This is a genomic window from Labrenzia sp. THAF187b, from assembly GCF_009363375.1.
GTDB classification, from domain to species: Bacteria; Pseudomonadota; Alphaproteobacteria; order Rhizobiales; family Stappiaceae; genus Roseibium; species Roseibium algicola.
In genome coordinates this window covers 4,525,205-4,551,056 of record NZ_CP045344.1, presented here as the reverse complement: position 1 = coordinate 4,551,056, position 25,852 = coordinate 4,525,205, and the positions used below count along the sequence as shown (strand labels likewise).

The window sequence follows — 25,852 nt, the reverse complement described above, 5'->3', positions numbered from 1 at the left end:
ACCGTCGTTCGGGAAGCGAAGATGTTTGATATTAGATGGATACGGGAAAACGCAGTCGCCTTTGACCAGGCTTTGGCTAAACGGGGTTATGAAGCTTCCGCAGCCAAGCTGATCGCACTGGACGATTCCCGCCGCTCCCATATCACCAGACTTCAGGAAGCCCAGGAACGGCGCAACGCCGCCTCCAAGGAAATCGGCAAGGCCAAGGGCTCGGGCGATGACGCGCGTGCGCAGGAGCTGATTGACGAAGTCGCACAGATCAAGGCTTTCATTCAGTCGGGTGAAGAAGAAGAGCGTAAGCTCATTGCCGATCTGGAAGCGGCTATGGCTGTCATCCCCAATCTGCCGCATGACGATGTTCCTGTGGGCGAGGATGAAGCCGACAACGTGCTTCTGAAGACGCACGGTGAAAAACCGGTCTTCACGTTCAATGAAGCTCCGAAAGAACATTATGAGCTGGGCGAAGACCTCGGCGGCATGGACTTTGCCGCAGCGGCCAAGCTGTCTGGGTCGCGCTTCGTGATCCTCAAGGGTCAGATTGCCCGGCTGGAACGTGCTCTTGGCCAGTTCATGATTGACCTGCACACCCAGGAAAACGGCTATATAGAGGTTTCGCCGCCGCTTCTGGTTCATAGCGATCCGCTCTACGGGACCGGTCAGCTGCCGAAATTCGAGGAAGATCTCTTCAAGACCACTACGGATCACTACCTGATCCCGACGGCCGAAATACCGCTGACCAATCTGGTTGCTGGTGAGATCCTCCCAGAAGATCAACTGCCGCTTCGTGTGACCGCGCTCACCTACTGTTTCCGGTCCGAGGCCGGGTCTGCCGGGCGTGATACGCGCGGAATGCTGCGCCAGCATCAGTTCCAGAAATGCGAACTCGTGTCCGTTACCAAGCCGGAAGACTCGCTCAACGAGCTGGAACGCATGTTGGGCTGCGCGGAGAAAGTTCTGCAGAAACTCGGCCTGCATTACCGGGTGATGACCTTGTGCAGCGGCGACATGGGTTTTGGCGCACGCAAGACCTACGATATCGAGGTCTGGCTGCCCGGGCAGGATACCTACCGCGAGATTTCGTCCTGTTCCGTTTGCGGCGACTTTCAGGCGCGCCGAATGAATGCAAGGTTCCGGCCTACCGACTCCAAGCAACCGCTCCACGTGCACACCCTCAACGGATCGGGTATCGCAGTTGGCCGGGCTCTGATTGCCGTTTTGGAAAACTATCAAAATGGCGATGGCACCATCACCGTTCCCGACGTTCTGAAGCCTTATATGGGTGGTCTGGAAAAGATCGGCTGAGCGGAACCGGCGAGAACGGCGGCCTGATCGGGATTGTCTGGATCCGGAGCGCTGGCATTCAGTCGCAGCATACCGCCGGAATTTTGAATGCAATGGACGGCAACCGCGCAAGTTTGCCGTCCATCTTCATTTGGGGCTCTTCGGACCTGATATCAGAAGAGCTCGTGGGAAAACGGAGCAAAGATCGAGATGCGTATCCTCATCACCAATGACGACGGAATTCAGTCTCCCGGGCTGACGGTTCTGGAAAACATTGCCAGGACTCTTTCCGACGATGTCTGGGTAATCGCTCCTGAAACCGACCAGAGCGGTGTTGCCCATTCCCTGACACTGAGCGACCCGCTGCGCCTTCGTAAGATCGATGACCGCCACTATGCCTTGAAAGGGACGCCAACCGATTGCGTGATCATGGGCGTGCGAAAGGTGCTTCCCGGTTTACCGGATCTAGTGCTGTCGGGTATCAACCGGGGCCAGAACCTCGCTGAAGACGTGACCTATTCCGGAACCGTTGCCGGGGCGATGGAAGGAGCCATCCTCGGGATCAGGTCGATCGCCGTTTCACAGGCTTACAACTGGGATGTGCGTGCCGAGCCGGACTATTCGACCGCTGAAGCCCACGCACCAGCGCTCTTCCGTCGGCTGATCGATTTCGAACTTCCGCAATATACTTTGCTGAATGTCAATTTTCCGGCCTGTGATGCCAAGGACGTGAAGGGGATCAAGGTTACCGTACAGGGGCACCACGAACAAAGCGGACTGTCCATCGACGAGCGTTCGGACGGGCGTGGTTATCCCTATTACTGGCTGCGTTTTCAGGATCGCGGCAAATCCGTACTTGATAATTCCGATCTGCAGGCAATTGCGGATGGATATGTTTCCGTTTCGCCGCTACGCATAGATCTGACAGCCCACGACCTGGTGACACACTTGGCGGAGGCTTTGGGGTAAACCCTGAGGGGGAACGGTTCATGGCCGGTCAATTGCCCGGCAAGGAAAACAGGACGATGGCGTCCGCTTTGCCGGATGAAGCGGAAGCCCGCGCTGCATTGGTTCTGGCACTGCGACAGCGCGGTGTCGGGGCGAGGGACGTACTGGCTGCAATTGAACGCGTCCCTCGGCGCCTTTTCCTGTCTGCACGCCATCACAGTCTTGCTTATGAAGACGCAATGCTGCCGATCGAATGCGGGCAGATCGTTTCGGCACCTTCAATCGTTGCCTTCACGGTACAGGCGCTTGCAATCGCCTCCAGTCACGTGGTTCTGGAGATAGGGACCGGTTCCGGCTATCAGGCAGCCGTTATGTCCCATCTGGCAGCCCAGGTCGAAACGCTCGACAGGTTCGCCACCTTGACGGATCTGGCAACACGGCGTTTTGAGGCGCTCAAACTGACGAACGTGAAAGCCCGGCAGGCCGACGGTTTGAGCGAGATTCGCCAGAAAGGCCCCTACGACAGGATTGTCGTCAACGCGGCAGTGGAAGAAGTGCCAGACCCTTGGCTGCAGCAGCTGAAACCGGGAGGCATCCTGATCGCGCCGGTTGGTCAGGCAAAAAAGGCCCAGCCGTTGATCAAGTTCCAGAAAACCGAGAGTGTTGTGACCGCGGAAACGCTGATGATGGTGCGGACGGTCATGTTGCAGCCGGGAAACGCCAAGAAGCTCTAGAACGATGTTTCATGCCGATTCTTGGGCCCATGCATTCGTTGAGCTTACTCGACCACTTGCCTGTTCAAATTTACTATAATCGGCGCGATTGCTGGCTTTCTGGTTTGCTTCAATACTGAGAAATCGTTGTTTTTCAGCGAAAGCGTCAACCGTCTTTAGCCTTTATAAACCTTACTGCCGTCTACTCTTAACCATAACAGCCACAGTCAGCGGTTAGAGTTAAGGCAATGATGAAGCGGAAGCGTACCCTCCGCAGGGATCTGATGGGCAAGGTGGCGACAGTGTCGCTGGTTGCTGTTGCTCTCGCGGGATGTTCCAGCGCGGTCGAGCGATTTGGTGAACCACCCTATTATACGGGCAATACCCAGAATCAGCGGGATATTCTCAACGGCGGCCAGAAGCAGCCGACATACCGGGATATCGTGAATGGGCCTGGAGGGACCGCCGCAGGGCTTCCACAAAGTTCGTCCCAGCCGGTGACAACGGGATCCATTCCGAACAGGGCACCGTCAGTCCAGTCTGCGCCGTTGCCGGCGCCGGTGACGACGGCTCAGCGTCCTGCACCTGTCCGCGCAGCACCAGTAGCGACACAGCCCGCACCTGAAGCAGTGGCATCGGCCGGGAATGTGAGGAGCTGGAAAGGGTGGACGTCTGCCGGCGGAACCCGGGTGCAAATGCGTCAGGGTGATTCCATCAATTCCATGGCACGCCGGTATGGCGTTCCGATCCAGGCTATTGTTGCTGTCAATGGCATTGACGACCCGGCAAAGGTACAGCCGGGCCAGAGCGTCATCATCCCGACTTACGTTTACGCGGAACGAAACGGTTCAACGAGCACGACTGAAGGCGAAAGTGGCAAGGTCAAGCTGCCGACAGCTGGACGAAGCGATAATGTTGTGACTGGCTCCGTGCCGACGTCTGTCGGAACGATGCCGAGGCCCGATCAGAAGAACGGTCAGCAGCCGACCTTTGCTGATATCAGCCAGGGCAAGGTCGACGTTGTCCGCGTCAGCACCTTGCCGAGGCGCAAGCCCGGTGGATCCGATCAAACTCTGACGACAGCTTCCATTTCGTCCGGATCGTCTGCCTCAAGCGTGCCGACGCCGCGCCGTCAGCCGGAGACTTCATCCGCCGGTTCGCAGCCCGTTGCTGCGGCACCTTCGGGAACGGTAGAGAAAACCAAGCTGCCACAACCTGCTCTCACGCAGGAAGCCCGGCCCACGGAACCGATCAAAACGCCAACTGTCGTTGCCAATGTTCAGGAAGACGATAGTGCGGATGCGAAGTTCCGGTGGCCTGTTCGCGGCCGTATCATCTCCGACTTCGGCGCGAAGCCGGGTGGTGGCAAGAACGAGGGCGTGAATCTTGCGGTTCCTGAAGGAACACCTGTTCATGCTGCGGACGACGGCTCTGTGATCTATTCAGGCAACGAACTGAAGGGCTACGGTAACCTGATCCTAGTGCGACACAATGACGGCTGGGTCTCGGCCTATGCGCACAACAGCGAGTTGAAGGTCAAGCGGGGCGATACGATCCGTCGGGGCGACGTGGTTGCGCTGGCGGGCGCGACTGGGTCAGTCAACCAGCCGCAGCTCCATTTCGAACTGCGCCAGGGCAACAAGCCCGTCGATCCGCTGAAATACCTGCCGCGACGCTGACGCTAACTATTCTCGTATCCGGTGGGACCTTGCGATCCGCCGGATGAGAAAGGCCAGTCCGTGGCCAAAAACCGTGAATCTTGTCAATCAGCCCGGCCCTTGCGCCGGGCTTTGTCATTTCAGGAAATCGTCTTGCCGAGCCTGCCGGCCAGATCCTGAATGAACTGAAAGGCGACACGGCCCGACCGGCTGCCGCGCGTCGTCGCCCATTCCAGCGCTTTTGCCCGCAATTCGTCGGCTTCGATCTTCAGCTCAAAGTGTGCGGCATAGCCGCGCACCATATCCAGGTAGTCGTCCTGGCTGCATTTGTGAAACCCGAGCCAAAGCCCGAACCGGTCCGACAGAGAAACCTTTTCTTCAACGGCTTCTGCGGGGTTTATTGCTGTCGAGCGTTCGTTCTCGATCATGTCCCTTGGCAGAAGGTGGCGACGGTTCGAAGTGGCATAGAAAATGACGTTGTCAGGCCGACCCTCGATCCCTCCCTCAAGAACGGCTTTGAGCGACTTGTACGAGGTGTCGTCATTGTCGAAACTCAGGTCGTCGCAAAAGACGATGAACCTGCAGGAAACGTCACGGATGAGGTTCATGAGCTTGGGCAGCGACTCGATGTCTTCTCGATGTATTTCAATGAGTTTCAAGCCGGTGGATGCGTTTTCGGCGGCGATAGCTGCATGGGCTGCCTTGACCAATGAGGATTTGCCCATGCCTCTGGCGCCCCACAGCAACGCGTTGTTTGCAGGTAATCCCTTCGCAAACCGGCGCGTATTGTCGAGAAGAAGATCACGCACATGGGAAACCGCACAAAGCAACGTGATATCGACGCGATTGACCTTTTGAACCGGTAGCAGCTCACCCGGATCAGGCGCCCAGACGAAAGCGTCCGCAACCGAAAAATCCGGGCTGCCGGGACGGGCCGGCACCGCACGTGCGATAAGGTCGATCAGGGAATCGAGTTTTGCATTTAATGCGGTGAGGTCGTTTTCAGCGTTCATTCTTCTTGCAAGCCCTGTCAAAAAGGCCCATGTCAGGCCCTGAATTAAGTGATGGCAGGATTAACACGGTGCGGGAAACACGAAAACGTCAGTTATTCCCATACCGGTACGCTGGAAACTGCTTGCAAAGCTTGAAATGAGGCGTGCCGCAGTTATAGTCCGCGCCACCAGAATGAGAGCGTTTTTGCCGAAGACCCGACAGAGGGGTCGGTGGTCATCAAAAACGCCACTTAGGAGAAGTGAATGTTTATCACCCCAGCCTACGCGCAGGCAGCCGGTCCGGCAGGCGCTTCCGGTTTCTTGATCCAGATCCTGCCTTTCGTGGCGATCTTCGCAATCATGTATTTCCTGATCATCCGCCCGCAGCGTCAGCGCATGAAGAAGCATCAGGACATGGTTGCCAACCTTCGCCGCGGTGACACCATCGTGACCACCGGTGGCCTGATCGGCAAGGTTTCCAAAGTCGTAGACGACGGTGAAGTGCAGGTCGAACTTTCCGAGGGCGTCAAGGTTCGTCTCGTACGTTCCATGGTGCAGGAAGTGCGCTCCAAAACCGAACCGGCCAAGGAAAACGCGTAACGCGATCCCCGCCGCTTCGATGATATCGCCGGGCCGGTTCAGATCGGCCTGGCTGCATTTAAGGCTTGACCATGCTCTATTTCGCACGCTGGAAAATCGCGCTGATCGTGCTTGTGGTTGCCGCTGGCATCCTGACCACGCTGCCGAATTTCTTCTCCCAAAAACAACTTGAAAGCTGGCCGGACTTCCTGCCGAAGAACCAGATGGTTCTCGGTCTCGACCTTCAGGGCGGTGCCTATCTGCTTTATGAAATCGACAAGCAGGATTACATCCAGAAGCGCATGAAGGCGCTTGTCGGCGATATCCGGTCAACTCTGCGCGAAGATCCGCGCATTGGGTATACGGGGCTCGGAGTTCAGGGAGACGCCGCTCAGGTTCGTATTCGCGATCTGACCCGGCTGGCCGATGCGGAAGAGCGTCTGCAACCACTCGTCAACCCGCTGGCCTCCAGTGTTTTTGGCGGTCAGGCGGTCAATGAGTTTGACATGACCGTGACGGAAGACGGTCTGGTTCGATTTTCCTATTCCGAGCGTGGCCTTGAGGATCGCATGACGAATATCGTCCAGCAATCCATCGAGGTCATCCGGCGTCGTGTCGATGAACTGGGGACTACAGAACCCAGCATCCAGCGCCAGGGCGCCGACCGGATTCTGGTCGAAGCGCCCGGTGAAGATGATCCGGAACGCTTGAAAGATCTCGTCGGCCAGACGGCGCAGCTGACCTTCCACATGGTCGATACGTCCATGTCCGGCGAACAGGCGCTTCAGAACCGTCCGCCTGCGGGCACTGTCATCATGACTTCGGTTGATGATCCGCCCATTCCTTATCTTCTCGAGGAAGCGCCGCTCCTGTCGGGCGAAGACCTTGTCGATGCTCAAGTCAGCTTCGACCAGCGCAACAACGAGCCGGTTGTGAACTTCCGCTTCAATCAGTCCGGCGCGCGCAAGTTCGCCCAGATCACGCAGCAGAACGTCAACCGTCCGTTCGCAATCGTGCTCGACAATGAAGTCATTTCCGCGCCGGTTATCCGTGAGCCGATCACAGGTGGTTCAGGTCAGATTTCCGGCAGCTTCACGCTGGAGGGCGCCAACGACCTTGCCGTGCTGTTGCGCGCCGGTGCATTGCCGGCCAAATTGACCGTAATCGAAGAACGCTCCATCGGCCCAGGCCTCGGCGCTGACTCCATTGAAGCGGGCAAGTTGGCGTCGATCATCGGCGGCGGTCTGGTGATCGTCTTCATGATCCTGGCCTATGGCCGCTTCGGCATCATTGCCGACCTTGCGCTGATGGTGAACATCTTCCTGATCTTCGGTGCGCTGACAATGCTACAGGCAACACTGACCTTGCCCGGCATTGCAGGTATTGTTTTGACGATCGGTATGGCGGTGGATGCGAACGTGCTGATCTTCGAGCGTATTCGCGAAGAAGCAAGGGCAGGGAGATCTGTCATTTCTGCGGTGGATGCAGGCTTCAGCCGTGCCCTTGGTACGATCCTGGATGCCAACATCACGACCCTGATCGCCGCCGTGATCCTGTTCCAGCTCGGCTCGGGTCCGGTCAAGGGCTTCGCCGTGACATTGGCCATCGGTATCTTCACCACAGTGTTCTCGGCATTCACGTTCAGCCGGTTGCTGGTAGCCCTTTGGCTCCGCCACCGCCGTCCGTCGAAATTGCCGATTTGATCCGGGAGACTTTCAAATGTTGCTGAGAATTGTTCCGGACAACACCAAAATCAAATTCATGTGGCTGCGGAAAGTCAGCTTTCCGCTGTCCATCGTACTGGTGATCGCCTCCGTTGCCGCCTTTTTTACCGTCGGGCTGAACTACGGCATCGACTTCAAGGGCGGTACAATCATCGAAATCAAGACCGATGGCCCGGCCGATATCGCCTCGATCCGTTCCGATCTGTCTTCCCTGAACCTTGGGGATGTCCAGGTGCAGGAATTCGGCGGGTCGGACGACATTTTGATCCGTGTTGAAGAACAGCCGGGTGGCGAACTTGCTCAGCAGGCCGTTATCGGCAAGGTGCGAACCATTTTCGAAGGTCAGGAAGTGGATTTCCGCCGCGTCGAAGTTGTGGGCCCGCGTGTTTCGGGTGAGCTGGCTCAGGCAGGTGCAATCGCGGTTGCCGCCTCGTTGCTGGCGATCCTGTTCTACATCTGGTTCCGGTTCGAGTGGCAGTTTGCGGTTGGGGCCATCCTGACAACGGCAAACGACGTGGTCATTACCATTGGCCTGTTCGTCCTGCTGCAGCTTGATTTCTCGTTGTCCAGTATCGCGGCCGTTCTGACCATCATCGGTTACTCACTCAACGATACCGTGGTCGTATATGACCGTATTCGCGAGAACCTGCGCAAATACAAGAAGCGGCCATTGACGGAAGTGCTCGACATGTCGATCAACGAGACGCTGTCTCGTACGACCATGACGTCTCTCACAACGCTGCTGGCGCTTTTCGCGCTCTACATCTTCGGCGGTGAGGTCATCCAGTCGTTCACCCTGGCAATGATCTTCGGTATCGTGATCGGCACCTATTCGTCGATCTTCCTGGCGGCTCCTTTCCTGATCCTGTTCAATCTCCGTGCGGAGGCCATGTCTCCGAAGGACGACGACGGCGAAAAGGATCCAAAGGCGAAAGCGTCGGCTTAGGGACGGTACGATGGAAATCCGCGATGCGCATTTTCCCGGTCGGGCGCCGCTCGAAGCCTATGGCAACGGCGGCTTCCGGTTTGCCGGGATGTCTCATCGCGGATCCTTGTTATGCGTTCCGAGCGGAATTTACGGCTGGGACGTTAGCGATGCGTCCGCCTTTACTCCTGAAGCCTTTCAGAAGGTTCTGGAAGAACAGGCGGACATTGAAGTGCTTTTGGTCGGAACCGGCAAGGAACTTCGACCTTTGCCTGCAGAACTGAAAACGCTGTTTCGGGAGGCGGGCATATTGTCCGATCCTATGTCGACAGGCGCCGCGCTTCGGACCTTCAATGTGCTTTTGTCGGAAGACCGGGCTGTCGCAGCTGCACTGATCGCTGTCGACTGAAGCACCTCAAAGGCTATCGGGCTCTATGACGACCGATTTTGATCATGCCGCCGATGTGGTTCGTCAATTTGACAAGGACCGCTATCTCAGTGCGTTGTTAGCACCAGAAACCCATCGCAATGGCCTGATGGCGCTCTATGCCTACAGCGCCGAGATTTCCCGCATTCGAGAACTGGTGTCGGAACCGCTTCCTGGTGAAGTTCGGCTTCAATGGTGGCGAGACCTGCTCGAAGGCACGGAACATGGAGCTGTTGCGTCCAATCCGGTTGCCAGTGCCTTGTTGCAGACGATCGACCGATACGAATTGCCGAAAGAAAGCCTTGTGGCAATGGCGGAGGCAAGGGTCTTTGACCTCTACAACGACCAGATGACAACTCTCAACGATCTGGAAGGTTACGCCGGTGAAACCGTTTCCGGTGTGATCCAGCTGGCTTGCCTTGTCTTGAATGATGGCAAGGAGGCAGGCACGGCAACGGCCGCGGGGCACGCCGGCGTGGCGTATGCGCTGACCGGTTTGATGCGCGCACTTCCATGGCATGCATCGCGGCAGCAGATGTATTTGCCGAAGGACGTCTGTGACCGGCACAACCTTGACGTCCAGCCAGTGTTTCGAGGCGAAACGACGGCTGAACTTCGGGCAGTGCTTGCTGAAATGCGCGGCCATGTCCGCCATCACCTCGGCCGTGTGCGTCAGGCGTCGGAGGATGTACCAACCGCCTGTGAGGCAGCCTACCTGCCACTGGTTCTTGTGGAGCCATTCCTGAAAAAACTGGAACGGCAAGAACTGGATCCGTTGAAGCAGGTCGCGGAGATGTCTCAACTCAGGCGGCAATGGATACTCTGGCGAGCGTCCGGGAACGTACTGAAGGCCATCTGATCCCGTATGGGCTGATTTCCAGACACGCGAACAGGCGCTTTCCCGCGAGAAAAAGCACCTGTTTGCAAATTATCAAGAATGCACTCGATCCGGCCGCACATGCCTGATCATTGGGCCAATCGGTACTGATTACTCTGCAGCCTGTTTCACAAGGTCCAACTTGGCCTGCCAGTCCGAGAAGTCGGTCTTCGCCCGATTGGTCATCGCAAGTTTCTTGGCACGGGTCTTGTCCTTGCCTTTCAGTCGCTTGCCGTTTTCATCCTTGGTTGGTGCGTCCACTTCGGGGAACAGGCCGAAATTGACATTCATCGGCTGGAAGGAGCCCGGTTTGCCGGCACCTTCGTCCCGTGTGATGTGTCCGCCGGTAATATGACCGAGCAGCACACCCATGGCAGTCGTCGCAGGTGGTGGGACGATCTCCTGACCGCGGGCTTCAAGGACTGCAAACAGTCCGGCAAGGCAGCCGACGCTCGCCGATTCCACATAGCCTTCACAGCCGGTGATCTGACCGGCAAACCGCAGCCGAGGATCGGCTTTGAGCCGTAAGGTTCCATCTAGAACCTTAGGAGAGTTCAGGAAGGTATTGCGGTGAAGTCCGCCAAGACGGGCAAATTGTGCGTTTTCAAGGCCTGGAATCATGCGGAAAATGTCGGCCTGGGCACCGTATTTCAGCTTTGTCTGGAAACCGACCATGTTGTAGAGCGTGCCGAGTGCATTGTCCTGACGCAGTTGCACAACCGCGTAGGCCTTCACCTCCGGATTATGCGCGTTGGTCAGGCCCATGGGTTTCATCGGGCCATGCCGAAGTGTTTCGCGGCCGCGGGCAGCCATGACTTCAATTGGCAGGCAACCATCAAAGTAGGGCGTGTTTTCTTCCCATTCCTTGAAGTCCGCTGTTTCACCTTCAAGAAGCGCATCGATAAAGGCCTCGTATTGCACCTTGTCCAGCGGGCAGTTGAGATAGTCCTTGCCAGTTCCACCAGGCCCAACCTTGTCATAGCGGGACTGGAACCAGGCCTTGGAAAGATCGACACTTTCGAAATGGACGATCGGTGCAATAGCGTCGAAGAATGCAAGAGCATCTTCCCCGCTTCTTTCCAGGATTGCTGCCGAGAGAGCCGGTGAGGTCAGCGGTCCCGTTGCAATGATGACCTTTTCCCATTCAGAGGGGGGCAGACCCGCGACTTCTTCACGCGAGATCGTCACATTCGGATGATTTTGAAGCGCGGTCGTGACGGCGTTCGAGAATCCGTCCCGATCCACGGCAAGTGCACTGCCGGCAGGTACCTGATGAGCATCAGCGCAAGACATGATGAGCGAACCGAGCTGACGCAGTTCATGATGTATCAGGCCAACGGCGTTTTGCTCGGAATCGTCTGAACGAAAAGAGTTCGAGCAGACCAGTTCGGCAAGACCTTCGGTCTGATGAGCATCCGTTTTGCGGACAGGGCGCATTTCGTGGAGGACGACGGGCAATCCGGCTTGTGCGATCTGCCAGGCAGCCTCTGAACCGGCAAGGCCGCCGCCAATGATATGGATGGGGGTCATTTTGTGTCCCTGGGACCTGTTCCGGCCGCCTTTCGTCACCGACTTGCGGCAAGGTGGATCCGGACAATTGCTTTGCCGCCCTGATTACAGGCAAAGTCGGGCGACCGCAATGTGCGCCATATCGATGTGACCGAATGGTCTGAAGTCAGGCGCCGATATGATTGCCGACAAAACAAAAAAAACGCCCGCCGGTGGGAGGAGGTACCGGCAGGCGCTTTTGGAGTTCCACGCATGGAGCGCGGAAGATGCGGTCATCAGGTTGGGAGGAGGATACCTTCTGACCGCGAAGCTTTGTTATTTCGCAGACATGCGCGCGTAGCGGGCGATGTCGGAGCGGGCAATGCCCAGGTCGTCCAGTTCGCGGTTGGACAGGTTGGACAGCTCGTCATAGGTCTGACGGAAGCGTTTCCAGTTATTGAATTTGCGAACAACAGTATCGATCATGGTTTAGGCCTTTCGCTATCTCATGGCCATGGCACCGCGGATCGGCGTCTGGCCCGTTCATCTCTTACAGGCTGGAAGATAGGTGTTTTGTGCAGTGCGAGGTAGAGGGGAAATCGCGAAGCTGATATGCAAAAAATGCAGATTAAAAAAGCCTTAATGGGGTTGAAATGGCATAACGGCCCGCATGTCTCGCATAGCTGCCATGATTTGAGTGTTCGCAGGTGCGAAATGAAAATGCCGTCCGGACGGTTCCTTTTTACGGATCAGTCCGTCATTTGGTGTCGCCTGAAAACTCTGAACTGACCTGGCACGCACAAGTGATCTGCGCTGACGGAAGGCTGGCGGCGATAGACGGAGAAGACGGTCGAGTTTGTAAAACAGGTTGTCGATATACCGGCCCATTCGAAAACACGGCATCGCAACAAGCGAAGACAATCATTTATCTGAATGCGATTCCATCTCGGGTAACGACCCAGCTTGTGGACACCTTTTTGTGCCGACCCGCATCGCTTGGGCGTTCGCACTGGGATCGCTTCGCTTGGAGGAATGAACGAGCTTTCACCGCAAGAGAAGAGACATCGACTTGGAGAAAGTTGAACACATCCGGATGTCGCACTTGGCGTTGGAGCGTCAGAATTTTGAGGTGTCTCTTGCCTGACCAGACAGGCATGGGAGGAATTCAGGACGCCAGAAAAACGAACGCCCGCCAGCGGGAGGAGGTGCTGGCGGGCGACGTTTCGACGTGACAGGGCTGGGAGGAGGATGCCCTGCGTGTCACACGCCCGTCGGCTGGGAGGAGGATGCCTAGGGACGCGATCTCTTTATTTCATTCAGCCAATCTGACGACGTGCGACAAATTTGATGTCGCTGCGGCAGATGCCGAGGTCAGCAAGCTCACGGGCCGAAAGGCGGGACAATTCGTCAACCGCACGGCGGTAGCTTACCCAGTTGCTGTACTTTTGGCGCACGGTGTCAAACATCTTCTTATTCCTTAATTATCGAAACGCGTGTGCGTTCCGCGCCGTTGTTGTCCAATGATATATTTCACCACTCGAAATAAAAGAAGTGCCATCTCTGCATGCCTGACATGCGTTTGATGCAATGCAGCAAAGCTTGCGCAGCCAGAATCGGGATGATTCGTGGAACGTGCGGAAATACAAATGAAAAAGGCATGTGTGCGGTGCACACGTGCCTGTCGTCACGTAACTGGAGACTGGTTAAGACTTATTCCGCAGCGTCGTGCGCCCGTTGCGGACGTCGCTGCAGCAGTTCCTGCAGGAATTGTCCCGTGTAGCTTTCCGAAACCTCGGCAACGTCTTCAGGGCGTCCGGTTGCAACCACCGTACCGCCACCGTCGCCTCCTTCCGGTCCCAGATCGATAATCCAGTCTGCCGTCTTGATGACTTCGAGATTGTGCTCGATCACCAGAACCGTGTTGCCTTGATCAACCAGTTCGTGCAGCACTTCCAGCAGTTTTGCGACGTCGTGAAAATGCAGGCCTGTCGTGGGTTCATCCAGAATGTATAGCGTACGCCCCGTCGAGCGCTTGGAGAGTTCCTTCGCAAGCTTTACGCGCTGCGCTTCACCACCTGAAAGCGTGGTCGCCTGTTGGCCGACCTTGATGTAGCCGAGACCGACACGTGCCAGGGTCTCCATCTTGTCGCGCACTGCAGGAACTGCGGAGAAGAACACGGCGGCTTCATCCACGGTCATGTCGAGCACGTCGGCAATCGACTTGCCCTTGAACTCGACCTCGAGCGTTTCCCGATTGTACCGTTTGCCTTTGCATACGTCGCAAGTGACGTAGACGTCCGGCAGGAAGTGCATTTCGATCTTTATGACGCCGTCGCCCTGACAGGCTTCGCAGCGGCCTCCCTTGACGTTGAAAGAGAACCGACCGGGCTGATAGCCTCTGGCCTTGGCTTCAGGCATGCCGGCGAACCATTCACGGATCGGGGTAAAGGCACCGGTGTAGGTCGCCGGGTTGGATCTGGGTGTCCGGCCGATCGGTGACTGATCGATGTCGATCACCTTGTCGAGCACTTCCAGGCCTTCGATGCGATCGTGCGGGGCAGGGTTGTCCCGCGCGCCATTGAGGCGACGAGCCGCAGCCTTGTAGAGCGTATCGATCAGGAACGTGGACTTGCCGCCACCCGACACACCGGTGACACAGGTAAATGTGCTGAGCGGCACGTCAACGTCAATGTCCTTCAGATTGTTGCCGCGGGCGCCGCGAACGGAGATCTTCCGCTTCTTGTTGATTTTTCTGCGCTCGTCGTTGCGCGAAACCATCATGGAGCCAGACAGGTACTGCCCCGTCAACGAATTGGGATTGGCCATGATTTCGGAGGGAGTGCCCTTGGCGACGATCTGCCCGCCATGGACACCCGCTCCTGGTCCGACGTCGACAACGTAATCGGCAGTCAGCACCGCGTCTTCGTCATGCTCGACCACGATCACCGTATTGCCGAGGTCGCGCAGGTGTTTCAGCGTTTCCAGAAGACGGGCGTTGTCGCGCTGATGAAGGCCGATGGACGGCTCATCCAGTACATAAAGAACTCCGGTCAGCCCCGAGCCGATCTGCGAGGCGAGGCGGATACGCTGGCTTTCGCCGCCTGACAGTGTTCCGGAAGACCGGGACAAGGTGAGATATTCAAGGCCAACGTCATTCAGGAACTTCAGCCGCTCGCGAATTTCCTTCAGGATGCGGCCTGCGATTTCGCTCTGTTTGTCGTTTAGTTGCTCCGGCAGGGCTTCAAACCAGAGACTTGCATCGCGAATGGAATGTTCGGTGATCTGACCGATATGCCTGCCGGCGATCTTGACGGCAAGCGCTTCCGGCTTCAGACGGAACCCGCTGCAAGCCGGGCAGGCATGATCGGATTGAAACCTTGCCAGTTCCTCGCGAACCCAGGTGGATTCCGTCTCGCGCCAGCGCCGTTCGATATTGCCGATTACACCTTCAAAGGTCTTCTCTGTCCGGTAGCTGCGGACGCCGTCATCATAGACGAATTCAATCTTCGCATTGCCGGTTCCATGAAGGATTGCCTCGCGCACTTCCGAAGGAAGATCCTTCCAGGGCGTTGCCATGGAAACCTTGAAATGACTGCAGAGTGCTTCCAGCGTCTGGGCATAATAAGGTGAAGTCGATCCTGTCTTCGCCCAGGGCAGGACAGCTCCTTCGCGCAGGGAAAGCGAGTGGTCAGGAACAACCAGGTCCTCCTCGAAGGCGAGTGTCGTTCCAAGGCCGTCACAAGTGGGGCAGGCACCGAAAGGATTGTTGAACGAGAAAAGGCGCGGCTCGATCTCCGGAATGGTGAAGCCTGATACCGGGCAGGCAAATTTTTCGGAAAAGATCAGCCGTTCCGGGTTGCCGTTCTCGTCGGTCTTGTCGGCAAATTCGGCAATTGCAATGCCATCAGCAAGTTTCAGCGCCGTTTCCAGTGAATCGGCAAGCCGACCGGAGATATCGTCACGCACGACGATACGGTCTACGACGACGTCGATATCGTGCTTGAATTTCTTGTCGAGGGCAGGGGCCTCGGAAATCTCATGGAATGTTCCGTCGATCTTGACGCGCTGGAAACCCTTTTTCATCAGCTCGGCAAGTTCCTTGCGGTACTCGCCCTTGCGGCCGCGAACCATCGGCGCGAGCAGGTAGAGTCGGGCACCTTCTTCCAGCTCCAGAATACGATCGACCATCTGGCTGACGGTCTGGCTTTCGATCGGCAGGCCAGTGGCTGGGGAATAGGGAACGCCGACACGCGCAAACAAAAGGCGCATGTAATCGTAGATTTCCGTAACCGTTCCGACCGTGGAGCGCGGATTGCGGGACGTGGTCTTCTGTTCGATGGAGATTGCCGGCGACAGTCCGTCGATCTGGTCGACGTCCGGTTTCTGCATCATTTCCAGGAACTGACGTGCGTAGGCGGACAGGCTTTCCACGTACCGCCGCTGTCCTTCTGCATATATGGTGTCGAAGGCGAGTGACGACTTGCCTGAGCCAGACAGGCCGGTCATGACAATCAACTTGTCGCGGGGCAGGTCCAGGTCGACGCCCTTGAGGTTATGCTCGCGTGCGCCACGGATGCTGATGACCCGTGTTGGGTCCGCCTTCCAGGCTACTTCCGACTGCGATCCCTTGGCTGTCTTCATTGTCGTTCTTCCTGACCGCATGCGTCGCCCAAAGCCGATTGTTGCTCGCGCATACGCTAAGATGGTCCATTGCCGATGATGTCTGTTTGCCCCGATATAGCAGTTTCGGGCGGAGCTTCCAGTGAGGCATTTTCAATATCGTGCCTGAGGCACTTGTCGATGCGATGCCTGATTGAATCGCTTTTACAGAAATGATAAGAACAAAACAAGTACATTAACGATTGCCGCGTCAGGAGCCGAGCAGAAATAGGTGACCGAAACCTCGCAGTTCATGAGATAATGTCCTGACAGAAAAATCGGGGCTTGATTGGAACAAAAGTGGAGCAAATTGTAACTTGGCGCAATCAAGGATTGTGTCTGTCGACTTTGCTCGAATTTTAGGCGGATGAACCAGGCGGCAGTTTGTGAGCTGCCTTGTGGAAAATGAGTGAAGCCTGGCGAAAATAGCGGCGAAGCTGTTGGCGTGCCGTTAGGGTTCTGGTTTCTAGCAGCAAAGCTTGCAACGTTGACCGTTTATCGACACGTGCCGGAGAAGCACACGAACATCGTCGGCGGGGTCAACGAAAAACAAACAGGAGTTCAGTATGGCGGGCAGCGTCAACAAAGTAATTTTGGTCGGCAATCTGGGAGCAGACCCGGAAATCCGCCGTACGCAGGATGGCCGCCCGATCGCCAATCTCCGGATTGCGACGTCGGAATCCTGGCGCGACCGAAACACCGGTGAGCGCCGAGAAAAGACGGAGTGGCACCGTGTCGTGATCTTCAACGACGGTCTTTGCAAAGTTGCGGAGCAATACCTGCGCAAGGGATCAAAGGTTTATCTCGAAGGCCAGCTTCAGACCCGCAAATGGCAGGATCAGTCCGGTCAGGACCGGTACTCCACCGAGATCGTGCTGCAGGGCTTCAACTCCAACCTGACCATGCTTGACGGCCGCGGCGAAGGTGGCGGTGCATCCGGCGGTCTTCCCGATTACGGCAATGACTCACAAGGCGGCGGAGGTGGCTTCGGCGGCGGTGGTTCCGGTTCCGGTGGGAATTTCGGTGGTGGCTACGGCGGCGGATCCAGCAGCGGTGGCGGTTACGGCGGTCCGTCCGGCGGCGGTGGCGGCCCCATGGACGACGAAATTCCGTTCTGATCTTTTTCTGCCCTACCGGGTGCGGTCCCATGCTTTGGGGCCGCGCACCAGGGTATGTTGATCAACCGCCGACGTTTGGGTCGTAAGGCGTGCTCGGGTCATCGACGCCGTCGTAATATTCCTTCGCACTGCCGAGACCGCAGTGATAGACGGCTTCTTCTGCGCGTGTGTCGCCACCCGTAATCGGGGCGCCGTTGTGATGCGCGAATTCATGAATGATGGTGGCCAGCACCATCCACCTGCCCATTTTAAAAGCCCGGTCACCAACCGCGATTTCCCCGGAAGGAACGTGGATTTCCCCATGTAGCGGTGAAATGGTCGGTCCGTAATTCACCCAAATCGAGCTGTCGCTGATCATGTCCGACAAGCTTCGCCCCTTGGGCAGCGTCCGGAAATAGGCATTACATCCCGGGTTGTTCTTGACCATCTTGAAAAGCTTGTTTCTGGCCCATTTCAGCTTTGAATACTGGGAAGAGTTGAAACTTGTGTATTTCCAGATCGGTGACGAATGGTCACCAACATTGAATTGAAACGGCATTTGGCTCTCCGGTAATGTCTCACGTACTCGTGAAGCCGTAGATACCCCTTTGACGAAGTAGGCGGCGTGATGCCAATCACGCCAGGTTGTTTTTCCAAACGGCTGCAGTTCTGCCGTTTCTGGCACCGTGATGGTGGGCAGTTGTACTGTCAGCAACGAGGCATAATCGTCACAGTCGACTGATTTCAAACCTGTGTAAGACGGCGCCCCTTAACCATCTGATGAACCCTGTTATAGTATCAAACGGTTTACGGGCGCAGTTTCCGGGAATCGGGTCGCGGGACCGGATGCTCGGTAACTGCGTTGCCATATCACGCTCGGATGAAGAACATCCTCGGCGGATATGCCGAACAGCCTTCGATCCTTGCAGGGAAGCAATAAAACCCTGGTGACTTGGGCAAGGCGTCAGGTTCGAAAAGATTTAAAATAAGCGGGTTTAGACAATGCGAGCGAATGCAATGGCACTGAGCGAATGTACCAGGAAAAAACCGAAACGTTCTGTCCTGGGGACGTCCCTCAGGGCTGGCTTGATGGCAACGGTGCTTTTTTCCGGTTTTAACTTGGTCTCGGTTGAGCCTGCTTCCGCGCAGGGGTTGTTCCAGCGTCTGTTCAATCCGGAAGCGCATCGCCGGCAGCAGGAGCGTGAGCGCCAGCAGGATCTTCGCAAGAAGGTTGTTACCGCAAAGGTCTCTGCGCCGCGCTACCTCAATTACACGGCCGACAGCTGGAAGAAGGTTTCGCTGGCTGAACTGTCGGAGATCAAGTCCGCCGAGGTGAAGCCTGATGTCCAGCCCGTTGAATCGACGGATGCCCCGAGCACCGAAAGCGATAGCCTGCCACAGGCTCCGGTCGTTCTGACCGCATTCGACACGGCACGTCCTGCATTGAAAGACATGTCGCTCACCGTCCTTCCGGAAGTGGGTTCTGCAGTCATTTCATTCTATCGTGAGCATCCCGATTTCGTCTGGGTGAAAGACGGTAAGCCGACAGAAAAGGCTATCGCGGTCCGCAGCAGTCTCGCTGAAACAGGCAAATTTGCGCTGAACCCGGAAGACTATGTCGTCGATCTTCCCGTTACTGAAGGTCTTGAAGGAGAGGCACTCGATGCCGCCACGATGCGGTTCGAGATGGAGATGAGTGCAGCCGTTCTGACATATGTTCTGGATTCCAGGCGCGGACGTGTCGATCCGAACCGGATTTCAGAATATCACGATCTTCCGAGGCATGAAGTCGATCTCGTTGCAGCCCTGGAAGGCTTCAAGGCAGCGGCCAATGCCGAAACAGCAGTTGGCAAAGCGCAGCCTCAGAGTGAACATTTCCGCAAGCTGACCGAAGAGTTGGCCCGCTTGCGAGCAGAAGATGAAGACGCCGACCAGATCGTCATCGCGCCCGGCACTTTCCTGAAGGCTGGCAAATCCAGCCCGGAAATGAAGAACATCGTCGCCGCGATCGCCAAGAACGGCTCAGAGGAACTCAAGACGGCTCATGGAGAGACGCTGACTGCCTATGATGGCGCTGAACTTTATTCTCCGGAACTCGTTGAGCTGGTGAAGGCTTTCCAGAAGGAAGCCAAGCTCACGCCGGATGGTATCATCGGCAAGAATACCATCAATGCGATGGTCGGCGAAACCAACGCAGCGAAGATCGCCAAGGTCGAACTGGCAATGGAGCGCAGCCGCTGGCTTCCCGAAGAGCTCGGCGAACGCAAGGTTTTCATCAATCAGGCTGCCTTCACCGCGACCTATACCGCGCCTGACGAAGCGCCATTGAGCATGCGGGTGGTTGTCGGCAAGAAATCCAATCAGACCAACTTCTTCTACGACAAGATCGAAATCGTTGAATACAATCCCTATTGGGGTGTGCCGTATTCGATCATTGTCAATGAAATGCTGCCGAAACTGGCAAACGACCCGAGCTATCTCGACCGCGCCGGTTATGAGGTAACGACACCAGGCGGCCGGCAGGTTTCGTCTTCTGCAGTCGACTGGTACGCGGTTGCTTCCAAACAGCAATCGGTCAACGTCCGCCAGTACCCGGGTAGCTCGAACGCGCTTGGCGAAGTCAAGATCCTGTTCCCGAACAGGCATCACATCTACATGCACGATACGCCGTCAAAGAACCTCTTCAACAAGGATATGCGCGCATACAGCCATGGCTGCATCCGTCTGCAGGATCCGAAGGCCATGGCCGCTGCGGTTCTCGGCAAATCCAAGGATTACGTGAGCTCGCGTATTTCGGGCGGTCAGAACCAGCAAGAACAGGTGACCGGTGATATTCCGGTTTATGTGTCCTACTTCACGGCGTGGCCTGAGCTGGACGGGACGGTTGCATTCTATACCGACGTCTACGACAGGGACATGCATCTGTTGAAAGCCATCGAGAAAACCGAAGCAGAACGGGAAAAAGTCAGAACCTCCTGATCTGGCATTACAGAACAAAAAAAGCCGCCGAAGGGGTGACCTCCGGCGGCTTTTTTGTTTGCCCTCTCGAAGAGGCAATATCAGGAGGCGCCGCCGAGGCATTCCTTCAGAGAGCTTGAAAGCCCCTTCAGAAGTTGCGGATAAAGGTCCGGGCCATTTTCAAGATCGGTGCCCAGCGGGTCAAGCGTACCTGACCGTGCGCTGCTGCCTTCCAGAACAACCGAAACCAGCTTTGCGTCAAATTGCGGTTCCTGAAAAACGCAGCTTACGCCGAGGTCCTTGATCTTGCCCTGGATTTCCTGAATTCGGTCTGCACTCGCCAGAGCTTCCGGAGAAACGGTAACCGATCCGCTGGCCTCGATTTCATAGTGATGTTCGAAATGATGATAGGCATCGTGGAAGACGATGAACTTTTTGTCTGCAAACGGAGCCAGTTCAGCGGAAATGTCCTGATCGAGTGACGCGATCCGCTTGGAAAACGCCGCTGCATTCTTCTTGTAGGTTTCGGCATTGGCAGGATCCTGTTTCGCCAGGGTATCTGCCATGATTTTTGCGATCTCGATGCCGTTTTCCGGGTTCAGCCAGATATGCGGATCGACAGCCTCATGTGCCGCGTGCTGATGCTCTGCGTCGTGGTCGTGACCCGAGTGGTCATGGGCCTCGGCGTGGCTGTCGTCGTCATCATGTTCGTGGCCGGCATGTTCATGTTCGCCTTCTTCGTGATCATGTTCGCCGCCAGCGTGTTCGTGGTCATCTTCTTCTGCATGATCATGCGCATGCTCTTCGCCACTGTGCCCATCGTCATGATCGTGATCATGGGCGTCGAAGCTGGCACCTTCGCGAATGTCGAGTTGATGAATTCCAGACGCATCGATCAGTTCGACCGTTACAGCATTCTTGGCCATGGTTTCGATCGGCTTCTTCAGCGAGGGAGCCAGTTCTGGCCCAACCCAGAACACCACATCGGCTCCCTGTAGTAGAAATGCCTGCGACGGTTTCAGCGCATAGCCATGAGGAGAGGAGGCGCCGTCGACAAGAACATAGGGCGTCCCGACACCTTCCATAACAGCCGACGCGATGGAATGGATCGGTTTGATGGACGTGACGACACTTGGGGCGTCGGCGTGCGCATTCGCTGTCAGGGTCACAAGTGCTGCTGCTGCGGGAGCCGTCAGATTGAGTGACATGCAGGCGCTGTTCTTGATGGCGGAGAAGGTGAGGGGCATAGGAGGGCCTTCAGGATGATGTAATTTTATAACGTGTTATTTTATAACGTTCAAAAATCGGGTTTTCAAGTCCACTTTCGCCGGAATGTTGTCGAGAGCATCCGTGAACATCTTGGTTTGCAGCCGCCGTACAGATAAGCTTTAGAAAAATGCTGACGGATCAGAAGCTTCATGCACACCGGAACCGAAATACTTGCTGACAGTTTCCTGCGGCCCTTTCCGCCCAAGGCTGCGCAGCTGATCGTGACCATCTACGGCGATATCGTTGAACCGCGTGGCGGCGTGCTGTGGATGGGAGACTTGATCAGCCTTTGCGCCGGCTTCAGTGTTAATGAATCGCTTGTCAGGACCGCGGTGTCTCGCCTGGTTTCAAAAGGCCAGTTGAAAGGTGAGAGGGAAGGCAGGCGAAGCTTTTACGCTCTGACGCCGGATGCCCGGGAGGAATATCACCTGGCGGCAGACTTGTTCTATGGCCCTGAGGATCCGGATTGTGGCTGGCTGTTGACCCGTTGTACGGAAGCAGCGGATCAGGCCGTTCTGATGCGGTTTGGTTTCGCGTCACTTGAGGGAAATGTCTACATCGGTGCCGACAGACCGGGACGCCCCGTCCTTGGTACTGCGTTTCGCGCATCGGCTTTGAACCTGAAATCAGGTGAACTGGAAAAAATAGCTGCTTCCTCATTCGGACTGGAGCTGCTGGCTCGGGACTACACAGGCTTCGTCTCGCACTTCAAACCCATGCAGAACCTGATCGCAGATGGTGTTGCGCCTCCGTCAGCACTGTTGTTCCGACTGGCATTGGTGCATGCCTATCGTGGCATTCGCCTGCGGGATCCCCGCCTGCCACGCTCGGTCCTGCCGGCAGACTGGGCCGGATATGAAGCGCGTTCGTTGTTCGCCGCGCTCTACGCTGGCCTTTCTCCTGCAGCCGACAGTTACATCGGTCGGAAACTGTTGAATCAGGACGGCCCACTGCCGGCCACTCCGGATGCGGTGCAGGAACGTATGCGGTCACTTTCCCTAACTCATTGAGGTCTAAGGTGTTTCACCAATTTTCTGAAGCAGGCGACAAAACATCACAAAAATAATTAATTTCATGCTTTTTCTGTGATGTGTTGTGAGGTATCCTTTTGGAAATTCAACATGACGAAAGGAGGCGTCATGTATGCCCAGATGGTAAAAACCGACTCGACCAAAGTTCTCTCTCTCGCGGAGATGACGGACGAGGAAAGAGCCTTTCAGGAACGCATTGACCGTGGTGAGAAAATCGAACCCACGGACTGGATGCCGGAAGGCTATCGCAAGACCCTGATCCGTCAGATCGGTCAGCATGCTCATTCGGAAATTGTCGGCCAGTTGCCGGAAGGCAATTGGATAACCCGTGCGCCTACACTCGAGCGCAAGGCAATCCTGCTCGCCAAGGTTCAGGATGAGGCAGGCCATGGCCTTTATCTCTACTGTGCGGCAGAAACCCTCGGCGTCAGCCGCGACGAGTTGATCGAGCTGCTCCACGCCGGCAAAATGAAATATTCCTCGATCTTCAATTACCCAACCCTGACGTGGGCCGATATCGGTGCCGTCGGATGGTTGGTGGATGGCGCGGCAATCATGAACCAGGTGCCCTTGCAGCGCACGTCCTTCGGGCCGTACTCGCGGGCGATGATCCGTATCTGCAAGGAAGAAAGCTTCCACCAGCGCCAGGGCTACGACATCATGATGAAGATGGCGAAGGGTTCGGAAGCGCAGCGCCGCATGGCGCAGGATGCCTTGAACAGGTTCTGGTATCCGTCGTTGATGATGTTCGGTCCGTCGGACAAGGACTCTGTCCATTCCGCCCAGTCGATGGCCTGGAAGATCAAGATCAACACCAACGACGAGCTGCGCCAGAAGTTTGTCGATCAGACCGTTCCCCAGGCTGAGTATCTCGGGCTGACAGTTCCTGACGAGAACCTCAGGTGGAACGAGGAAAAGGGCGGTTACGATTTTTCCGAACCGGACTGGAGCGAGTTTTTCGAAGTTCTCAAGGGCAACGGTCCTTGCAACCGGGAACGTATGGAAGCCCGGGTGACGGCCTGGGAAGATGGTGCCTGGGTGCGTGACGGGTTGATGGCGCATGCTGACAAGCGGGTCGCTGCCAGAACCGCGGCCGAGTAAGCGCCATGACCGAAACTCACCTGGCTGAATTGAATGTGGCTCGGCTCCGTTACGATATCAACGATCCGCGGATTGCCGATTTCGTCAACAATCTGAACCGGGTAAACGCCGCCGCCGAACGCAGCAACGGATTTGTCTGGCGCTTGAAGGATGAGGCTGGCAACGCGGTTTCCATGACGCGCGAAAGCGACCCGTTGGTCATCCCGAACCTTTCGGTATGGACGGACGTCGGGTCTCTGGAAAACTTCGTGTTCAAGACCGTTCACAAACGCATTTACGACCGACGGGCGGAATGGTTTGAAGTGATGGAGCGCATGCATTTTGTCATGTGGCCGGTTGCCGCCGGCCATGTGCCAACGCTCGAAGAAGCCTGGCAGAAGCTCGACTATCTGAACGAGCACGGGTCAACGGATCTTGCCTTCGGCTGGGAGCATGTGAAAGACGCCAATCTGTGGCGGTCGGCACGATGCTCAAGTTCTGTAGCCTGACATTTCGGAGGAAATCATGAAAAAGGAATGGCCCCTCTGGGAGGTCTTTATTCGCGGCCAGCATGGTCTCAATCATCGCCATGTAGGGTCACTGCATGCACCGGACGCTGAAATGGCGATCAAGAATGCGCGCGACGTCTATACGCGCCGCAAGGAAGGCGTTTCGATCTGGGTCGTGCCGTCGGCACAGATCACTGCTTCTGATCCGGGCGCGAAGGATTCCTTGTTCGAGCCGTCCATGGACAAGATCTATCGTCACCCAAGTTTTTACGACATTCCGGATGAAGTCGGAAAAATGTGATGACCAGAAAAGACGAACTAGTCGCACGCGACACTCTCTTCGAATGGTTACTGCGCAGAGGCGATACCGCGCTTGTTCTGGGGCACCGCGTTTCGGAATGGTGCGGGCATTCTCCTGTCCTGGAAGAGGATATCGCGCTCGCCAATGTCGCGCTCGATCTAATCGGGCAGGCTCGTATGTGGCTGGGCCTTGCCGGTGAAGTCGAAGGCAAGGGGCGCGGCGAAAATGAGCTGGCTTACCTTCGTGACGCCTGGGACTTTCGCAACTTCCTGCTGGCAGAACAGCCAAATGGTGATTTTGGCCAGACGTTGATGAGGCAGTTCCTGATCGATGCTTATCAGGTTCCCTTGCTCGAGGCCCTGAAAAGCTCGAAGGACGAGCGGATCGCTGCCATTGCAGCGAAGGCTGGCAAGGAGGTTGCCTACCATCTCGACCGATCCGCGGACCTCGTGATCCGTCTAGGAGACGGTACTGAAGAGAGCCATCGCCGCATGCAGCAGGCTCTTGATGCGTTGTGGCCCTACACCGGTGAAATGTTCGCCAGTGACGCCATCGACACCGCGATGGCGGAAGCAGGGCTTGCTCCAGATGCGGCCTCCTTGAAAGCGGAATGGAAAGAAACAGTCGAAGCTGTTCTGGATGAGGCTACGCTTACCTTGCCGGAAAGCGACTTCGCCCATATGGGCGGCTTGACTGGTCGTCATTCGGAACACCTGGGGCACATGCTGGCAGAAATGCAGTTCCTGCAGCGGGCCTATCCCGGCGCAACCTGGTGATCCGATGCCTGTTTCCATGGACACGGTTTGGCAATGGCTTTCCGAGATCCCCGATCCGGAAATTCCGGTTCTGTCCCTGACGGACCTGGGCGTTATTCGTGACGTCTCCTGGCAAGACGAAACGCTTGTTGTAACCGTTACGCCGACCTACAGCGGCTGCCCGGCAACAGCGGTGATCAATCTGGACATCGAAACCAAGTTGCTGGAATGCGGAGTTTCCAAGGTGCGTCTTCAGCAGCAGCTCAGTCCGCCGTGGACGACCGATTGGCTGACGCAGGAGGGCCGGGCGAAATTGCGTGCCTACGGCATTGCACCGCCGGTAGACGGAACCGGTTCGGACAGTTCGGCAGCCGGAAGGGTCGCGCGGCTGACAGGTCAGGGGAGCTTTCAGGTCTCCTGTCCTCGCTGTGGTTCGGAAAACACGGAAAAGGTCAGCCAGTTTGGCTCCACGCCCTGCAAGGCGGCTTATCGCTGCCGGTCGTGCCTGGAGCCATTCGATTACTTCAAGTGCCACTGAGAGGGCACTGCAATTGGTCGGGACGCACGGGTAGGTGAAAAGA

24 protein-coding genes are annotated in these 25,852 nt (G+C 56.6%); 17 read left to right on the top strand and 7 right to left on the bottom strand.

Features of this window, described 5'->3' with window-relative positions; genetic code table 11:
* The first annotated feature begins 21 nt into the window (after positions 1 to 21).
* From serS to FIV03_RS20950, 4 genes are all read left to right on the top strand, one after another.
* Positions 22 to 1,302, top strand: coding sequence for a serine--tRNA ligase (gene serS / locus FIV03_RS20965; protein WP_152510846.1), 1,281 nt, complete (start codon positions 22 to 24; stop codon positions 1,300 to 1,302).
* Positions 1,303 to 1,491: 189 nt separating this feature from the next.
* A complete protein-coding gene (gene surE, locus FIV03_RS20960; protein ID WP_152510845.1) occupies positions 1,492 to 2,250 on the top strand; it encodes a 5'/3'-nucleotidase SurE in 759 nt (252 codons plus the stop codon).
* 20 nt (positions 2,251 to 2,270) lie between these two features.
* Complete coding sequence (locus FIV03_RS20955) at positions 2,271 to 2,963, top strand: protein-L-isoaspartate(D-aspartate) O-methyltransferase (protein WP_209009733.1); 693 nt, start codon at positions 2,271 to 2,273, stop codon at positions 2,961 to 2,963.
* A gap of 227 nt (positions 2,964 to 3,190) precedes the next feature.
* Positions 3,191 to 4,621, top strand: coding sequence for a peptidoglycan DD-metalloendopeptidase family protein (locus tag FIV03_RS20950; RefSeq protein WP_209009732.1), 1,431 nt, complete (start codon positions 3,191 to 3,193; stop codon positions 4,619 to 4,621).
* A gap of 119 nt (positions 4,622 to 4,740) precedes the next feature.
* On the opposite strand, the gene FIV03_RS20945 is transcribed toward FIV03_RS20950, so the two are convergent.
* A complete protein-coding gene (locus FIV03_RS20945; protein WP_152510844.1) occupies positions 4,741 to 5,613 on the bottom strand; it encodes an ATP-binding protein in 873 nt (290 codons plus the stop codon).
* 243 nt (positions 5,614 to 5,856) lie between these two features.
* On the opposite strand from FIV03_RS20945, the gene yajC reads away from it, so the two are divergent.
* From yajC to FIV03_RS20920, 5 genes are all read left to right on the top strand, one after another.
* A complete protein-coding gene (gene yajC, locus FIV03_RS20940) occupies positions 5,857 to 6,192 on the top strand; it encodes a preprotein translocase subunit YajC (RefSeq protein ID WP_022998714.1) in 336 nt (111 codons plus the stop codon).
* Between the two features lie 71 nt (positions 6,193 to 6,263).
* Positions 6,264 to 7,874 carry a protein translocase subunit SecD gene (gene secD / locus FIV03_RS31930; RefSeq protein ID WP_152510843.1) on the top strand — a complete coding sequence of 537 codons (1,611 nt, stop codon included), beginning with the start codon at positions 6,264 to 6,266 and terminating at the stop codon, positions 7,872 to 7,874.
* Positions 7,875 to 7,890: 16 nt separating this feature from the next.
* Positions 7,891 to 8,841, top strand: a complete 951-nt coding sequence (gene secF / locus FIV03_RS31925; protein WP_152510842.1) for a protein translocase subunit SecF — start codon at positions 7,891 to 7,893, stop codon at positions 8,839 to 8,841.
* A 10-nt stretch (positions 8,842 to 8,851) separates the two neighbouring features.
* Positions 8,852 to 9,229: an Mth938-like domain-containing protein gene (locus FIV03_RS20925; protein ID WP_022998711.1), complete on the top strand. Its 378-nt coding sequence runs from the start codon at positions 8,852 to 8,854 to the stop codon at positions 9,227 to 9,229.
* A 25-nt stretch (positions 9,230 to 9,254) separates the two neighbouring features.
* A complete protein-coding gene (locus FIV03_RS20920) occupies positions 9,255 to 10,106 on the top strand; it encodes a phytoene/squalene synthase family protein (protein WP_152510841.1) in 852 nt (283 codons plus the stop codon).
* A 129-nt stretch (positions 10,107 to 10,235) separates the two neighbouring features.
* Here the strand turns inward: FIV03_RS20920 and trmFO are convergent, their stop codons facing one another.
* From trmFO to uvrA, 4 genes are all read right to left on the bottom strand, one after another.
* Positions 10,236 to 11,654 (bottom strand): methylenetetrahydrofolate--tRNA-(uracil(54)-C(5))-methyltransferase (FADH(2)-oxidizing) TrmFO, encoded by a 1,419-nt coding sequence (gene trmFO / locus FIV03_RS20915; protein ID WP_173013901.1) that lies wholly within the window; start codon positions 11,652 to 11,654, stop codon positions 10,236 to 10,238.
* Positions 11,655 to 11,948: 294 nt separating this feature from the next.
* Positions 11,949 to 12,098, bottom strand: coding sequence for a DUF1127 domain-containing protein (locus FIV03_RS20910; RefSeq protein WP_006933293.1), 150 nt, complete (start codon positions 12,096 to 12,098; stop codon positions 11,949 to 11,951).
* 830 nt (positions 12,099 to 12,928) lie between these two features.
* Complete coding sequence (locus tag FIV03_RS20905) at positions 12,929 to 13,078, bottom strand: DUF1127 domain-containing protein (protein WP_006933294.1); 150 nt, start codon at positions 13,076 to 13,078, stop codon at positions 12,929 to 12,931.
* Positions 13,079 to 13,322: 244 nt separating this feature from the next.
* The gene (uvrA, locus tag FIV03_RS20900; RefSeq protein ID WP_152510840.1) at positions 13,323 to 16,253 is read right to left on the bottom strand and encodes an excinuclease ABC subunit UvrA; all 2,931 of its coding nucleotides are present in this window, start codon (positions 16,251 to 16,253) and stop codon (positions 13,323 to 13,325) included.
* Positions 16,254 to 16,837: 584 nt separating this feature from the next.
* Here uvrA and FIV03_RS20895 point away from each other — a divergent pair.
* Positions 16,838 to 17,389 carry a single-stranded DNA-binding protein gene (locus tag FIV03_RS20895; protein ID WP_152510839.1) on the top strand — a complete coding sequence of 184 codons (552 nt, stop codon included), beginning with the start codon at positions 16,838 to 16,840 and terminating at the stop codon, positions 17,387 to 17,389.
* A gap of 61 nt (positions 17,390 to 17,450) precedes the next feature.
* On the opposite strand, the gene FIV03_RS20890 is transcribed toward FIV03_RS20895, so the two are convergent.
* Positions 17,451 to 17,927 (bottom strand): hypothetical protein, encoded by a 477-nt coding sequence (locus FIV03_RS20890; protein WP_152510838.1) that lies wholly within the window; start codon positions 17,925 to 17,927, stop codon positions 17,451 to 17,453.
* A 530-nt stretch (positions 17,928 to 18,457) separates the two neighbouring features.
* Between FIV03_RS20890 and FIV03_RS20885 the strand changes: the two genes are divergently transcribed.
* Positions 18,458 to 20,347: a L,D-transpeptidase family protein gene (locus FIV03_RS20885; RefSeq protein WP_209009731.1), complete on the top strand. Its 1,890-nt coding sequence runs from the start codon at positions 18,458 to 18,460 to the stop codon at positions 20,345 to 20,347.
* Positions 20,348 to 20,427: 80 nt separating this feature from the next.
* On the opposite strand, the gene FIV03_RS20880 is transcribed toward FIV03_RS20885, so the two are convergent.
* A complete protein-coding gene (locus tag FIV03_RS20880; RefSeq protein ID WP_152510836.1) occupies positions 20,428 to 21,573 on the bottom strand; it encodes a zinc ABC transporter substrate-binding protein in 1,146 nt (381 codons plus the stop codon).
* Positions 21,574 to 21,744: 171 nt separating this feature from the next.
* Between FIV03_RS20880 and FIV03_RS20875 the strand changes: the two genes are divergently transcribed.
* The 6 genes from FIV03_RS20875 to paaD all read left to right on the top strand — a co-directional run bounded on the left by FIV03_RS20875 (position 21,745) and on the right by paaD (position 25,809).
* A complete protein-coding gene (locus FIV03_RS20875) occupies positions 21,745 to 22,605 on the top strand; it encodes a PaaX family transcriptional regulator C-terminal domain-containing protein (RefSeq protein WP_152510835.1) in 861 nt (286 codons plus the stop codon).
* A gap of 129 nt (positions 22,606 to 22,734) precedes the next feature.
* A complete protein-coding gene (gene paaA / locus FIV03_RS20870) occupies positions 22,735 to 23,727 on the top strand; it encodes a 1,2-phenylacetyl-CoA epoxidase subunit PaaA (protein ID WP_022998701.1) in 993 nt (330 codons plus the stop codon).
* Between the two features lie 5 nt (positions 23,728 to 23,732).
* Complete coding sequence (locus FIV03_RS20865; RefSeq protein WP_152510834.1) at positions 23,733 to 24,215, top strand: DUF3291 domain-containing protein; 483 nt, start codon at positions 23,733 to 23,735, stop codon at positions 24,213 to 24,215.
* A 16-nt stretch (positions 24,216 to 24,231) separates the two neighbouring features.
* A complete protein-coding gene (gene paaB / locus FIV03_RS20860; protein ID WP_152510833.1) occupies positions 24,232 to 24,516 on the top strand; it encodes a 1,2-phenylacetyl-CoA epoxidase subunit PaaB in 285 nt (94 codons plus the stop codon).
* Entirely contained in the window at positions 24,516 to 25,292 is a 777-nt protein-coding gene (paaC, locus tag FIV03_RS20855) for a 1,2-phenylacetyl-CoA epoxidase subunit PaaC (protein WP_152510832.1), read from the top strand. Before paaB ends, paaC begins: the two co-directional genes overlap by 1 nt.
* Positions 25,293 to 25,296: 4 nt before the next feature.
* Positions 25,297 to 25,809 (top strand): 1,2-phenylacetyl-CoA epoxidase subunit PaaD, encoded by a 513-nt coding sequence (gene paaD, locus FIV03_RS20850; RefSeq protein ID WP_152510831.1) that lies wholly within the window; start codon positions 25,297 to 25,299, stop codon positions 25,807 to 25,809.
* The last annotated feature ends 43 nt before the right edge of the window (positions 25,810 to 25,852 follow it).

Bases quoted from the DNA above. Each gene is read 5' to 3' on its own strand.
- serS (WP_152510846.1), top strand. From the start codon at position 22: ATGTTTGATATTAGATGGATACGGGAAAACGCAGTCGCCTTTGACCAG.
- surE (WP_152510845.1), top strand. From the start codon at position 1,492: ATGCGTATCCTCATCACCAATGACGACGGAATTCAGTCTCCCGGGCTG.
- FIV03_RS20955 (WP_209009733.1), top strand. From the start codon at position 2,271: ATGGCCGGTCAATTGCCCGGCAAGGAAAACAGGACGATGGCGTCCGCT.
- FIV03_RS20950 (WP_209009732.1), top strand. From the start codon at position 3,191: ATGATGAAGCGGAAGCGTACCCTCCGCAGGGATCTGATGGGCAAGGTG.
- FIV03_RS20945 (WP_152510844.1), bottom strand. From the start codon at position 5,613: ATGAACGCTGAAAACGACCTCACCGCATTAAATGCAAAACTCGATTCC.
- yajC (WP_022998714.1), top strand. From the start codon at position 5,857: ATGTTTATCACCCCAGCCTACGCGCAGGCAGCCGGTCCGGCAGGCGCT.
- secD (WP_152510843.1), top strand. From the start codon at position 6,264: ATGCTCTATTTCGCACGCTGGAAAATCGCGCTGATCGTGCTTGTGGTT.
- secF (WP_152510842.1), top strand. From the start codon at position 7,891: ATGTTGCTGAGAATTGTTCCGGACAACACCAAAATCAAATTCATGTGG.
- FIV03_RS20925 (WP_022998711.1), top strand. From the start codon at position 8,852: ATGGAAATCCGCGATGCGCATTTTCCCGGTCGGGCGCCGCTCGAAGCC.
- FIV03_RS20920 (WP_152510841.1), top strand. From the start codon at position 9,255: ATGACGACCGATTTTGATCATGCCGCCGATGTGGTTCGTCAATTTGAC.
- trmFO (WP_173013901.1), bottom strand. From the start codon at position 11,654: ATGACCCCCATCCATATCATTGGCGGCGGCCTTGCCGGTTCAGAGGCT.
- FIV03_RS20910 (WP_006933293.1), bottom strand. From the start codon at position 12,098: ATGATCGATACTGTTGTTCGCAAATTCAATAACTGGAAACGCTTCCGT.
- FIV03_RS20905 (WP_006933294.1), bottom strand. From the start codon at position 13,078: ATGTTTGACACCGTGCGCCAAAAGTACAGCAACTGGGTAAGCTACCGC.
- uvrA (WP_152510840.1), bottom strand. From the start codon at position 16,253: ATGAAGACAGCCAAGGGATCGCAGTCGGAAGTAGCCTGGAAGGCGGAC.
- FIV03_RS20895 (WP_152510839.1), top strand. From the start codon at position 16,838: ATGGCGGGCAGCGTCAACAAAGTAATTTTGGTCGGCAATCTGGGAGCA.
- FIV03_RS20890 (WP_152510838.1), bottom strand. From the start codon at position 17,927: ATGCCGTTTCAATTCAATGTTGGTGACCATTCGTCACCGATCTGGAAA.
- FIV03_RS20885 (WP_209009731.1), top strand. From the start codon at position 18,458: ATGGCAACGGTGCTTTTTTCCGGTTTTAACTTGGTCTCGGTTGAGCCT.
- FIV03_RS20880 (WP_152510836.1), bottom strand. From the start codon at position 21,573: ATGCCCCTCACCTTCTCCGCCATCAAGAACAGCGCCTGCATGTCACTC.
- FIV03_RS20875 (WP_152510835.1), top strand. From the start codon at position 21,745: ATGCACACCGGAACCGAAATACTTGCTGACAGTTTCCTGCGGCCCTTT.
- paaA (WP_022998701.1), top strand. From the start codon at position 22,735: ATGTATGCCCAGATGGTAAAAACCGACTCGACCAAAGTTCTCTCTCTC.
- FIV03_RS20865 (WP_152510834.1), top strand. From the start codon at position 23,733: ATGACCGAAACTCACCTGGCTGAATTGAATGTGGCTCGGCTCCGTTAC.
- paaB (WP_152510833.1), top strand. From the start codon at position 24,232: ATGAAAAAGGAATGGCCCCTCTGGGAGGTCTTTATTCGCGGCCAGCAT.
- paaC (WP_152510832.1), top strand. From the start codon at position 24,516: ATGACCAGAAAAGACGAACTAGTCGCACGCGACACTCTCTTCGAATGG.
- paaD (WP_152510831.1), top strand. From the start codon at position 25,297: ATGCCTGTTTCCATGGACACGGTTTGGCAATGGCTTTCCGAGATCCCC.